The sequence below is a fragment of the Zymomonas mobilis subsp. pomaceae ATCC 29192 genome (genome assembly GCF_000218875.1).
Lineage (GTDB): Bacteria > Pseudomonadota > Alphaproteobacteria > Sphingomonadales > Sphingomonadaceae > Zymomonas > Zymomonas pomaceae.
In genome coordinates this window covers 1,475,001-1,487,500 of record NC_015709.1, presented here as the reverse complement: position 1 = coordinate 1,487,500, position 12,500 = coordinate 1,475,001, and the positions used below count along the sequence as shown (strand labels likewise).

10 protein-coding genes and 1 pseudogene (2 of these 11 cut by a window edge) are annotated in these 12,500 nt (G+C 42.9%); 3 read left to right on the top strand and 8 right to left on the bottom strand.

Annotated elements, in window-relative coordinates:
• The 3 genes from ZYMOP_RS06550 to ZYMOP_RS06540 all read right to left on the bottom strand — a co-directional run.
• Positions 1 to 139: the 5' portion of a hypothetical protein gene (locus ZYMOP_RS06550; RefSeq protein WP_013934553.1), read on the bottom strand. 80 nt of this gene lie to the left of the window's left edge; only the first 139 of its 219 coding nucleotides appear in the window; its start codon is at positions 137 to 139; its stop codon lies off the left edge, out of view.
• Positions 140 to 401: 262 nt separating this feature from the next.
• Positions 402 to 1,121 (bottom strand): VIT1/CCC1 transporter family protein, encoded by a 720-nt coding sequence (locus ZYMOP_RS06545; protein WP_013934552.1) that lies wholly within the window; start codon positions 1,119 to 1,121, stop codon positions 402 to 404.
• Positions 1,122 to 1,499: 378 nt separating this feature from the next.
• Positions 1,500 to 2,414: a LysR family transcriptional regulator gene (locus tag ZYMOP_RS06540; RefSeq protein ID WP_013934551.1), complete on the bottom strand. Its 915-nt coding sequence runs from the start codon at positions 2,412 to 2,414 to the stop codon at positions 1,500 to 1,502.
• Positions 2,415 to 2,716: 302 nt separating this feature from the next.
• Here ZYMOP_RS06540 and ZYMOP_RS06535 point away from each other — a divergent pair, with 302 nt between their 5' ends.
• From ZYMOP_RS06535 to ZYMOP_RS06525, 3 genes are all read left to right on the top strand, one after another.
• Complete coding sequence (locus ZYMOP_RS06535) at positions 2,717 to 4,294, top strand: MFS transporter (RefSeq protein ID WP_041582108.1); 1,578 nt, start codon at positions 2,717 to 2,719, stop codon at positions 4,292 to 4,294.
• Between the two features lie 22 nt (positions 4,295 to 4,316).
• On the top strand, positions 4,317 to 5,393 hold the full coding sequence (locus tag ZYMOP_RS06530) for an HlyD family secretion protein (RefSeq protein WP_013934549.1): 1,077 nt from the start codon (positions 4,317 to 4,319) through the stop codon (positions 5,391 to 5,393).
• Positions 5,394 to 5,597: 204 nt separating this feature from the next.
• The gene (locus tag ZYMOP_RS06525; RefSeq protein ID WP_252507411.1) at positions 5,598 to 6,926 is read left to right on the top strand and encodes an efflux transporter outer membrane subunit; all 1,329 of its coding nucleotides are present in this window, start codon (positions 5,598 to 5,600) and stop codon (positions 6,924 to 6,926) included.
• 60 nt (positions 6,927 to 6,986) lie between these two features.
• On the opposite strand, the gene ZYMOP_RS06520 is transcribed toward ZYMOP_RS06525, so the two are convergent.
• The 5 genes and pseudogenes from ZYMOP_RS06520 to ZYMOP_RS06500 form a co-directional block, all read right to left on the bottom strand.
• Positions 6,987 to 7,406, bottom strand: coding sequence for a CHRD domain-containing protein (locus ZYMOP_RS06520; RefSeq protein ID WP_013934548.1), 420 nt, complete (start codon positions 7,404 to 7,406; stop codon positions 6,987 to 6,989).
• Positions 7,407 to 7,933: 527 nt separating this feature from the next.
• Entirely contained in the window at positions 7,934 to 9,427 is a 1,494-nt protein-coding gene (locus tag ZYMOP_RS06515) for a carbohydrate porin (protein WP_013934547.1), read from the bottom strand.
• Positions 9,428 to 10,365: 938 nt separating this feature from the next.
• Positions 10,366 to 11,148, bottom strand: a pseudogene (locus ZYMOP_RS09695) (IS5 family transposase).
• 390 nt (positions 11,149 to 11,538) lie between these two features.
• On the bottom strand, positions 11,539 to 12,264 hold the full coding sequence (locus tag ZYMOP_RS06505; RefSeq protein WP_013934546.1) for an SDR family NAD(P)-dependent oxidoreductase: 726 nt from the start codon (positions 12,262 to 12,264) through the stop codon (positions 11,539 to 11,541).
• A gap of 37 nt (positions 12,265 to 12,301) precedes the next feature.
• Positions 12,302 to 12,500: the 3' portion of a DoxX family protein gene (locus ZYMOP_RS06500; RefSeq protein WP_013934545.1), read on the bottom strand. The gene runs 164 nt beyond the window's last position; only the last 199 of its 363 coding nucleotides appear in the window; its start codon lies off the right edge, out of view; it ends in the stop codon at positions 12,302 to 12,304.

The following is a 12,500-nucleotide window of genomic DNA, read 5'->3' as shown; positions in this document are numbered from 1 at the left end:
GACAATAAGGGGGACGATTATAGCGACCATATCGATAACAGGGGGGACGATGGTAAGGTCCACCCTGCGCTAAAGCCGGTAAAGAAGGTAAAATAGTCATGAGGCCAGCCACACATAAGACGAATAATTTTTTCAGCATCTTACTATCCTTCTTCCCAAAGCAGAACAATTAAGCCTGATATGAAAGTACAGTCAGATTATAGGAATCATCCTATACAAAAATGAATTCTGCTCCCTAGCCTAATTATAATGCTAAACTATCGAGAGGATAAATATTTCCTCTGTCTTTAAATATTTTGTGACAGAGGAGAAAACTATGATCGAATTCTATTCGGCTATCTAAGCCCCTAATCATTATTCTATGACAATATAGTTAGTCAAAATAGCAGCGTTCTGCTTTACTATGCGACATGTGTTCCAAAAAATGAACCAATGGCCGCTGTAGCAATCATCGCTAACGCGCCACAAAAAGTAACCCGTAACGCGGCTTTAGGAACATTCGCACCCCCAATATGAGCCCCAACCATGCCAAGAACGGCTAGTCCCAAGATAGAGACGAGAGACATGATGATGTTAATTAAATAGGTCGGACTCAATAAAGCGGTAAGAAAAGGAATAATGGCTCCACCCGAGAAGGATGCCGCCGAAGCCAACGCCGCCTGAAAAGGTCTTGCGGCTAAGGCGTCTGAAAGTCCCAATTCATCCCGCATATGCGCTTCAAGCGCGTTATGCTTCATCAACTGATCTGCTACCTGAATCGCTAAAGCTCTATCAAGACCACGCTCAACATAAATTTCAGCGAGTTCTTTCTTCTCGGCATGAGGATTAGCTAATAATTCGGCATGTTCGCGGGCAACATCGGCCTGTTCCATATCATATTGCGAGCTGACTGAGACATATTCTCCAGCGGCCATAGACATAGCCCCCGCAATTAACCCTGATAAACCTGCAATCAGGATACTGTTTGTCGAACCGTGTGCGCTGGCAACACCAATCATCAAACTGGAAGTGGACAGAATACCATCATTAGCACCCAACACCGAAGCACGAAGCCAACCAAGCTGTTTGACGACATAATGTTCTACAGGCGATGAAAAATCAGTCATATCAGAATTCGGCATAAAAACAAAAGCCCCCTACCCAATCAGAAACTTTATATTGAATGATACAGAGTAAAAATGGGTTCTCTATAACGCAAAAACAGGAGGAGACCTATAATATGAAAATAATATTTTTAAACAGAAACATTCAAGTTATAAATCTAAGGCATATTTATTGGTCTTAAATAAAAATTTAGGCTGTTTAATGCTATCGAAAATCAATTTTAACAAATAGTATGTCAATATAAATAACAGTATTTGCTATCTATTATTAATAACAAAATTATAAATACTTTAGATAAGGATATTTCCAATATAAGACCTTGTAAATTGAACCTAAATTTTGAACGATGGTTGTCTAGCACAGAGTGCGTAGTAGAGTGCGACATCTAAAAACGGCTATTTTGTCCGGCTTCGTGCCACGCGAAACATCGTATCCCGTAACCAACGATGGACTGGGTCAGTATCCCAACGCGGATGCCAAGCCTGAAAAGCAGAGACACACGGTAATTCAAAAGGAAAATCAAAGGTTTCTAGGTGAATTAAGCTAATAGGCAGGTTATCAATAACAATACTCGGTAAAGGCAAAATCATATCTGTATCATGAAGACTTTCTACCATGGCATAATAGGAGGGTACAATAAGAGCGATACGGCGTTTTAATCCATAATTTTCTTCTAAAATACTATCAATCGGCCCCCGCCCATGTCCCTTACGAGAAATACTAATATAGTCATATTTTATAAGATTTTCGGGCGTAATACCTTCCAATAAAATGGGATGATTCTCTCGAACAAGGCCACGAAAAGAAGTAGAGAATAAAGTTTGCTGTCGAATTTCCGGTCTTAGATCATTTGTAGCCCCGATATAAAGATCTGTCCTTTCCTCTCTCAACATATTGCCTTGATGACCATCCGTTTCAGGTGCGAAATAGACGTTGCATTGGGGACAATCCTTTCTGAGAGCCAATAATAAAGCACTACCAAAAGCACCTATCATTAGATCATTCGCACGAATGACAAAATTAGGCGAAAGGTGACTAAAATCGATTTCGTCACGATCATGCATAAGACTATCGGCGTTTCGAACTAAATCCTGCACTCGATCGCGTATTCGCATAGCATAGGAAGTAGCAATCATACGACGACCGGATTGGACAAGAATCTGGTCTTTAAAGGTTTCTCTTAATTTTCCGAGTTGGCGGCTCATCGTAGGTTCACTGACCTTCATACGTCGGGCTGCCGCCGAAACACTCTGTTCTTCTAACAGCACCTGCAAATAACGCAGCAGGTCAAGATCATAATGCCAGCTCATAACGCTTTATATTTTTCCTATAAATTTATTAAAAATAATATTTTTTTAAAATAAAAATTACTCCATTTCCTATATTTTAATACAACATGCAGATAACTGAAATATCCTTTGTAACCTATGCAAAAAATGAATTCATTCAATTGAAATATTAGGGGTTATCCGCTTTTTTGCCTTCATCCATACAGAAAATCTCTTTTTCTACAGTCATAAAAATAAATTCTGTGAGATATGTAATGTCAGGGGCAAGCGCGGCAATTTCCGCTCGAATTCAAAAAAAAGAATATTCAGAAAGCCCCTCTCTAATGGGGCCATCTTATATTCCGCCTTTTGGAACACGGACAATAGTCGGATGCCTCGGGATGCTCTTAGCGGTCCATATCGCAGGATTTAATGAGCATATTACTGAAATCGGCTTGGCGGATATCCGCGGGGCTATGCATATTGGCCATGATGAAGGTGCATGGTTTATTTCTATTTATGAAGCCTTCAATATTGCTGCCATGGCCTTTACGCCTTGGTTTTATATGACCTTTTCTATCTATCGCTTTTCTATCTTTATGACGGCGGTCCTCGGTTTATTAGCTATCCCTATACCGTTCATGCCGGATATGTTTTCCCTCTATATTTTAAGAGCTCTTCAAGGATTAAGTGCGGGATGTTTGCCGCCGGTTCTGATGACAGTGATGTTAAAATATTTACCACCGGAAATTCGGGTTTTTGGTATCGGTGGGTATGCGATGAGCGCCACTTTTGGGCCTAATCTGGGCTTACCCTTGGAAGCCATGTGGTTTGAACAGATTGGTTGGCATTGGCTGTATTGGGAGGCGTTGCCGCTTTCTCTTATAGCTATTGCTATGATGGCCTATGGCTTGCCCCGTGACCCGTCCCATTTAGAAAGATTCCGCAAATTTAACTGGCGTGGTTTTTTCTTAGGCGTACCGTCAATACTATGCCTTGTAACGGTCTTATATCATGGTGATCGTTTGGATTGGTTCAGATCGCCTCTTATTACCCATCTGACCTTTTGGGGCGGCGGCTTGTTCATCGGCTTTCTGCTGCATGAATGGTTTCATCATACGCCATTCTTTCGCATCCAATTTTGGGGTAATCGCAATATCGCTATGGCGCTACTAACTCTTGTTGCGGTTTTGGTCCTATGCAGCATTATGATGGATATTCCGGTAACTTATTTAGCAGAAATAAGAGGCTATCGACCTATTCAAGCAGCCCCAATCGCCTTAATGGTTGCTCTCCCCCAACTAATTCTGCTCCCCGCTACGGCTGCCTTATGCAATATTCGTTTTGTTGACTGTCGTTATATTCTAGCTTTGGGAATGTCCTGTTTAGGTATAGCCGCTTGGTTGGGCACATGGCTAACGCCAGACTGGGTAAGAGATAATTTTTATCTAATTCAAATATTGCAAATTTTTGGCCAACCCATGGTGGTTATTCCAACGTTAATACTAGCCACTATGGCTCTTGGCCCCGCCGATGGTCCACTTATTTCTGGCATGGTCAACATGCTAAAAGGGCTAGCTAATGCTATTGCAGCGGCACTGTTTGCCACTTTGCTGCGGCGGCGTGAACAATACCATTCTGTTGTACTCTTAGATCATCACGGTACCCATGGTACAGCCCTTTTAGGATTGGGGAATCCTATTCTGGAACGACTGACAGATCGTTCCCTTGATTCCACGCATATAGCCCGTAACGCCAAACAAATCTTTCACACCTATCTGCATGAACAGTCATTGGTGTTGGCTCTCGCAGATATTTACTTCGTCATGATGTGGATATGTGTTTTCTACGTTGTTTTGACTGCCCTTTTACCCGGTCGAGTTTATCCACCCAAACCCTTACCGACCCCAAAATCAGCATAATTGATGTCTGGATATTAGACTGATGCCTTATAAAAAACCTGTTTTAACGGCTAGTTGTGCAGTCATCTTGCTTGTTGGTTTAGCTTGGAGTGGATACCGGTTGGTATCCGGCGACGGCATCCATCAATATACAAATGATGCCTATGTCACCGCCGATTTTACTATTGTCGCCCCTAAGGTATCTGGCCGAATTGATCAGGTTCTGGCCGAAGATAACGAGCATGTCCCAAAAGGTGAAGTATTAGCTCATATTGAAGATGCGGATTACAGAGCTGCCTTGGAAATCGCCCGAGGTAATGTCACTACCGCTAAAGGTGATATTGCTCATCTTGAAGCCGAACTTAATAGGCAAGATGCCGTTATTGCTAGCGCGCGCGCCGTTATAGAAGGCGATAGGGCAGCACTACGCTTCGCTAAACAAAATGAAGCGCGTTACCGTAACCTTTCAATCGGCGGCGCGGGGACGATTGAACAGCGTCAAAGAGCAGAGGCGCAAGAACGCGAAACCCTAGCGAATGAAACCCGCGATCAGGCCAATGCCAATGCTGCCTTTCAGCAAATAGCTGTTCTGAAAGCCCAACTTCAACGCGCACAAGGTAATTTACGCCGTGCTCAAGGAGAGCAACAGCAGGCTGAACTCAACTTATCTTATTGTACTATTCCAGCCCCTGTTGAAGGTATTATCGGAGAACGCGGTGTCCGTGTTGGTGCCTATGTTCATCAAGGAACCGCTTTACTAGCCGTAGTACCGACCCAATTATCCTATGTTTTGGCTAATTTTCAGGAGACTCAGTTAACGCGTGTCAAAACAGGTCAGTCAGCGACCGTATGGATTGATACTTTTCCGGGACATCCGCTCCGCGCTCATGTCGATAGTTTAGCGCCCGCCACAGGTGTCGCTTTTGCACCGATTCAACCTGATAATGCGACGGGTAACTTTACAAAGGTTGTCCAGCGTATTCCGGTCAAAATTGTTTTTGATCCTCATCAACCGATGGCGTCACGAGTCCGTGTCGGGATGTCGGTAGAAGTCGCTATTAATACAGGAAGTGAAGCGGATGGCCCCCATGCAAAGGATATTCGCTATGCATGGCACTAAAAAAACATATTTTACGCGGCTACTTGGTTTTTTACCCAACTATTTCTGTTTTTTGGCTATAGCAAGTTGCACGGTTGGCCCTGATTATCATAAACCGGTTATATCTTCTTCTAATACATGGCACGAAAGCCTTACCCCGGCGGCTAGTAGCCCCCACAACAGGCACAAATAAATCCTCAATGGTGGACAATCTACAATGACCCGATGTTAACCGCATTGGAACAGCAGGTAACAGAATCCAACCTTGATTTACGAGCAGCTGCCTATCGTTTTGCAGAGAGTATAGCGGAGCGTCGCATCGCTGGTTCTGCCCAATTCCCACATTCAGAGGCTAATGCCTCTTATGCACGAGAACGCGCCAGCCCGAACGGTGTACTCGGATTACTGGGAACTATGGAAAATCAAGGGACGGACACAATTGCTAGTGGGGCACAAGGTTTCGGCCCAACCCGTATGCCGGGTTCAACAGGTTCTTCTGCATTCAATCTTCCGCAATATGGTCTGAATGCCTCATGGGAAGTTGATTTTTGGGGACACGTTCGCCGGCAGGTTGAAGCCGCAAATGCGGCTATGCGAGTAACTGAAGATATGCGACGAGATGTCTTAGTCTCGCTGATGGCGGAGACAGCCCGTAATTACATTGAATTACGTGGAATCCAAGCTCAACTTGCTATCGTTGAACAAAATCTTGATATTGCTCGTCATAGCGTTGCCCTTACGAAACTTCGTTTTCAACAAGGCACAGTTACCAAATTAGATGTAGCCGATGCCCTCGGCCAGTATCATAATTTCGAAGCGCGGATACCTGTTCTGAAAAGTCAGGAAGTCCATCTTATCAATGCGCTTAGTTTTCTTGTAGCGCGTGAACCGGGTGCATTAACGGCTGAATTGGAAAAGCCAAAAGATATTCCGTCCATACCGAATTCTGTACCAGTTGGATTGCCCTCCGAACTAGCCGAGCGGCGGCCTGATATTCGTATGGCAGCAGAAAAATTGCATGTCGCTACAGCCAGTATCGGGGTGGCTATGGCTGATTTCTTTCCCCGTGTAACCTTGTCCGGTAGCCTTGATATTCAAGCCTTACAGTTTAGCGGTCTAGGCAATTGGGCTTCACGACAATATGGGTTTGGCCCTACGGTTACTTTACCGCTTTTTGAAGGAGGGCGTCTAAGAGGACAACTAAAATTTCGGAAGGCCCAACAAAAAGAAGCTGCAGTTTTATTCCATCGTACGGTTCTAAAAGCTTGGCAGGAAATTGATGATGCTATGGCAGATTTTAGTGCTGCTCAAAATCAGCGAGACCGTTTGATAGAGGCCGTCACACAAAACCGGATTGCAGTAGACATGGCACAAAGCCAGTATATTCAAGGGGCGGCAGATTTTCTTAATGTTTTAACAGTACAAAACGCTCAGTTAGAGGCACAAAGCCATCAAATACAGGCAACCATGAATGTTTCTACTTCAGTTGCCCGTCTGTATCGAGCTCTAGGCGGCGGTTGGCAACAAAAATTACCAGAGCACTCTGCCTCTTGAAATAAAAACAACTTGTCAGGCATATAAACCTGACAAGTTGTAGGTTACAATTAGAGTATGCTAGCGCTCTGTTAATTGAGCACGTGCTTCACCATTGGGATAGCGCTGTGTATGTAAATTAACATACACTTGCCCTGCCTGTACCTGCCCCACCTGCTGATTGTTAAGCGTAACAGCGCCTGATAACGGGCTTTTATAAGGACCAGAGATCGGAACTAGAACATCCGCATCCTGCGTTTCGGTCGCAGGTCCATGAAAATGCGCAGCAACAACAGGGCCTGATAATCCATTCCAACGAATGTGATAACGTAAAATATTCGTATTTGTATTAAGCGTGGCCCTAATCATACCGCTAGGTTGGGAGGTCGCATTATGCTCACCTGTTAGCGGACCAAATAACTGAACTGTTTTAGCCATAGCAGGGGCTACAAAAAGGCTGACAACTGCGCTTGCAGTAAGAATTGATCGAAGAATTTTCATTTTTTAGGGCCTTCTCTGAATAGGAAGCTACGTCACAAATGAAACATTGGCGTCACGCTCGCCTCTATTCTGAAGGCGAAGACGTCGATTAGATCGAAAGCCCAATAAGGCTATTATTATATAAAAATATGAAGTTATTCAGAGTAATGATAGCTTGTGCTACAAATAAATAGCACAAGGCAACCATGTCTAAATTTTCATTTTTTAGAAAAATACTGTAATTTTAGAAAATTTTTAAATTTTCCATCTATTACACCCTATTGGTAATAGAGGAAACGATCATTTCTATTTAGAAGTTCCCCATAAAAGAAATTATTGTAAAATTAACCAGATCGAAATATAGATAATAATATAATTTAATTTCCAATATAAAATATGAAAAAATAACTATTATCTTCAAAATAAAAATATTTTTAATAATAAAACATAAAAATTATGATTTGTTTTTTTGTAATTAATTGCAGCACCTTAATTAGATGCTGCAATTATATAGAATTTTATATTTATAATAAATAATAAATATAAAATTATGTTGTCGGATTCCGTGCAATATTAAAGTGCGTCATCATATCAAGTGAAAATTTAAGTCCGACGATAAAAACATTGGGAATGTTTTTAGTTCGAAATGGTTCAGCTATCTGGTCAGGATGGAGAATATATTGAATATTAGGAGAAACACGGAAAGCAGGGGTTACTTGGGCACCATAGGTTAATTCCATCATGAACTCATCACGTGGAAGATGCGGAGATCCCCCTGCCGATACACGCGCCGCTCGGATATTATCGAGTGTCAAACCGCTCATTCTCTGATCAGAAATCATAAAGCCTAAGATATCTTTATCTCGACCTTTAAATGTACCTGCCCAAAGAAAACCTAAATCAAAAAAATGATTTTCAGCTACGCGACCTGAAATGTTTTTCATGGCGACGCCAAAAATTGTCAAACCACGCTGACTCTGCGGATCAGGACGCCAGACCATCTGATCAAACCGGAAGAAAATGCCGCCGCGTCCATTTAAAGTAGCATAGGGTTCCCCGGACAGAACGGCATATCGTCCATAAGCATCAAGGACAGGATCCTTGTAGTCACCGCCATCATACCATCCACCGATACGATAGGAACGCGGAAGATAATCATTGGAAAAATTTGTCTGATAGGCGAGTTCGAAAGGTGCCATAGCACCAGTTGCATGCTTGGTTCCCCAGCCAAAGCCATGATCAGTAATCAGTTCTCGCTGAGGATTGCTTTCAAAGGCACCACCCTCGAACCATATCTTGTCAGTAAACCATACCTTAAAATAGCCACCCCATTCAGAAGCAGCCCAGTGGGTAAAGTTACTGTCTTTAAAAATCATCGTAGGGTTACCGCAAACGGAATTAGACTGGAAATTACAATAAAATGAGGAAGAAAAGAATGCACCGGCGTTACCGGCCATTCTACCAGCGACCAACTCTAGTCGGTTGTTAAAAAATTTCTGGTTAATAGTAAATTCGGCAAGATGGGTATTCTGAGTACCGTAAATTTCCTGAACCGAGGTGTTATTCCCGATGGATGTCTCTGCCAAATTTTTACCATGTCGTTGGGTAATGTAGAAATGGATTATGCTGCCTGTCATCCCGAACAAGCGATCCATATCAAAGTCAAAACCCATTAAGAGCTGCGCCGAATAGGCAGATCCTTGTTTAACACCACCCACTAAGTTCGCAGCAGATTCAGCGGTATAGGCTAGCTGAGGTGTAATACCTGCGTTAACTAACCATTGAAGGTGTTTTGCAGGTGCTGCTACTGGAAATTGATCACTCTTCGGAACCCATTCTGGTTGATTGACAACTACATCGGGAGGTAGTGCTGAATCCATATCAGTATTGGGGTCTTGCCTAATGACCATGTCATAATCAGATTCTTGAGGATCATCCGGTTGCGCAGCGGGTGCATCAATACCTTGCACTAACAGTGCAGCAGCTAGCCCTAGCCATAGGGATTTTCGCTTTTTTCCTCGGAAAAGCTTTAAGCCTTTCATCAGATCTAACCTCTCTAATATTTTTATATTTTTTATTTATTTTATTCTTCATCATTAACGTCCGCATTGACTAGTCGTCCACAAGGAAACGTTGTCAAAAGAAAGGATATTTAAATCGAGATCATTCCAAGAAAAATCGGATGAATTCTACGGCCAATATGATAAATTCTCGGTGGATATTAAGCCTATAAATATTAGCAGGATAGCTAAGCCTATAATCGGGTATATTGTACGAATCATTAAACTTTGAAGCTAGAATAGCTAAATATTGATTATTATTTATTTTGGGATTTTATTTATTCTTTATATTTATATAATAAATTGTATATTTTTTATGATCTAGAGTATAACTTTCGACATCTGATGCTTTAGACAATTAGCGCGCAAATGATATAATTAAATTCCTAATTAATACTATTTAAAATACAAAAAAATTCTTAACATTGTAATTTATATACATAACAGATATAACTTCAACTAAAGTACGCGTATCTTTCTAGTATTCTTATTGATTAAAACTTACGTAGAGCTTTCTAAAAAGCGCTCTTCCGAAGCCTTTAAGGCAAGATACACTAAATTTAAATGCCTTAGACGAATCAATTTCCAAATGGGAACGGAATAAAATTCTCTCTAGTGCGAGAGGCTTACCTCGTATTGGTTATCAATCTGACTCTAATCTTTGATGATCTAGTCAGGCGGCGAACCTGTAGCGGATATAATCTGCCATAATAACAAGATTACTATAGAGCTCCATTTTGCCTTAGTCTTAATACCACCCATCCCTGAGAAGCTTTAATCGAGTTCAATCACTGTAGCGCCCACCCTATTTAAATCAACTTTTCAGTTTGAAAAGAAATGAGGAGAAGATGGGACATTAAGGAGAGTGTATTGGGTGATGTAAAGGGCTCTAAAGATAAAACATAATAAAGCGCCATGACTTAGGTTCTGTTGATAAAAGAAGATAACCATAACTTGATGGCCGCCATATATATAAAGGCACGAAAAAAAATTTCGTTTTATCCTATCGGATAGCGGGTAGCGATACGACGGAACGGCTTAAGCTTGTTGAAAAGCCGCTCAATGCGGTTACGGTTGCGTTATAGTAAGCCATTATATAGACGATATTTTTTGTCAGGTTTGAACGTGGAAGAATAATAGGTATTACTCTCTCCATGGAAGAGTAGAGTTTCGCGTATCCTCTCGCCATTATATCCCCTGTCAGCCAGAAGTAGATAGGGCGTTGCAAATAGCAGAGATAGTAAGGCATTGAAGATGGAATAATCGGAGACTTCTCCGCCTGTTACTTCAAAGCCAAGAAAGCGTCCCTGATCCTCAGCACGGGCATGGATCTTGCTCGTAAAGCTTCCGTGGATTCGACCAAAGCCTTCCTTATAAGTTCCCCTTTTGCGCCAGCTGACTGACGATGACACCGAACAGCCGTACTATGGCCAGTCATCGGTCAGTCTGAGTTCGACTAACGTTTCCAAAAGCGCATCCCATACACCGGTTCTGCCCATCGGCGAAAACGAACATAGACCGAGTTCGATTTTCCATAGAGCTATATCTCGCCAGGGGTAGCCTACCCACAGAACATAAAGCATCCCGTTCAGAAACGGGCAATTATCCTTGGATTGACGTGACCAACGCCCTCGTTCGAGCGGTAGCAGCTCGACAATAATCTCCCATTCAGCGTCTGTCGGTTCCCCATGTACCCTATTAATCTCTAGAAAATTAACCTTAATTCATCTCAGAACCAAATTAAAATTACTTTTTGTCAACAGAACTTAGGAAGGTATGGGGATAGGCTTGATTCTTAAATTGCAACAATCGCAAGCTAAAAATAAAGTAAATTTAGATGGCTGCTTTTCGATCGGAGTCTCACCTCTTCTAAATCATAGCATCCCTTTATCCCTTGACCTGAAATCCTTTAGTTAGAAAGCCAAGCTCATTTCTGATCTCGCCTTATCATGGTCTTATACAAAATATCTGCGAAAAGCAGGCATTGGTAGCATTACCCATCGGAAAAGGTTCGACTTTTCGCATATCCTGAAGAAATTAAAACGAATAAGTGTGCGGGATCTTACGCGTGAAGGAGCCCTGAACTGATACGCTTACCAGTCCAAGGGGCCTTCTTCGTTAGCAAATGTTCCTGTCGGCCCAGCATCATCCAGCAGGGCATATTTGATAGCGACTTTCGCAGCCTGATCCGGCATGCGATCACCATAATGGTTAGTGGCATCCGTTGCGGTCAGGCCAGGACATATCGCATTCACCTTGATATTCTGGTCAGCAAGCAGTTTTGCGTAGCTAAGCGTCAGGGAGTTAAGCGCAGCCTTAGAAGCTTGATAGGTAGGCATGGCAACATCCTTGTAAATCCAGTCTGCCTGCCCTCGACTCGTAAACGAGGCTAGAATAGAAGATACATTGACGATCCTGCCATGCGCAGACTTTTCAAGGAGCGGGATCATCGCATCTGTAAGCGCAGCCGTACCAACGACGTTTGTTTCGAGCGTCCTCGATAGTTTCTCTCGAACCGGAATATCTGGATAGAAATCCAAGCTGATGCCAGCATTGTTCACCAGAATGTCCAGACGACCATATTTCTCGTGGATCATAGCCATGAGACTATCGATTGTAGCTTGATGGGTTGTATCCAGTTCGACAGCCTCCACTCGCGCATCCGGCGTACTGATCTCAGCTGCCACGGCATGTCCTACCTGCATATTTCGAGCACCAAGCAGGACTTTAACCCCCTTTTGGGCAAGCCCCTGAGCGATGGCACGGCCAATGCCACGAGTGGCACCACTGACGAGTGCAATCGGTTGAATCTTGGTCATGGATGGCCCCTTCAAATCTTTCTGTTGAAAATTGTTTTTACGTACCCACGGGCGTATGAGGGTTACGCCGATGAAGATAAACCGAAAGCAGCAGCAAGCTGAGAACGACCGCTGGCGCAATAGCATGAGAATATTCGCCGTGGAAAACCACCGTTGCGATTGCGGCTGTCATGATGCAGGCGCCAAGAAGACTACCCAAAATCCGACTTGCTAGCTTGGCCATTAGAAGGGCTGAT

Coding starts and splice junctions, on each gene's coding strand:
- ZYMOP_RS06530 (WP_013934549.1), top strand. CDS start 4,317: ATGCCTTATAAAAAACCTGTTTTAACGGCTAGTTGTGCAGTCATCTTG.
- ZYMOP_RS06545 (WP_013934552.1), bottom strand. CDS start 1,121: ATGCCGAATTCTGATATGACTGATTTTTCATCGCCTGTAGAACATTAT.
- ZYMOP_RS06540 (WP_013934551.1), bottom strand. CDS start 2,414: ATGAGCTGGCATTATGATCTTGACCTGCTGCGTTATTTGCAGGTGCTG.
- ZYMOP_RS06520 (WP_013934548.1), bottom strand. CDS start 7,406: ATGAAAATTCTTCGATCAATTCTTACTGCAAGCGCAGTTGTCAGCCTT.
- ZYMOP_RS06505 (WP_013934546.1), bottom strand. CDS start 12,264: ATGACCAAGATTCAACCGATTGCACTCGTCAGTGGTGCCACTCGTGGC.
- ZYMOP_RS06535 (WP_041582108.1), top strand. CDS start 2,717: ATGGGGCCATCTTATATTCCGCCTTTTGGAACACGGACAATAGTCGGA.
- ZYMOP_RS06515 (WP_013934547.1), bottom strand. CDS start 9,427: ATGAAAGGCTTAAAGCTTTTCCGAGGAAAAAAGCGAAAATCCCTATGG.
- ZYMOP_RS06525 (WP_252507411.1), top strand. CDS start 5,598: ATGTTAACCGCATTGGAACAGCAGGTAACAGAATCCAACCTTGATTTA.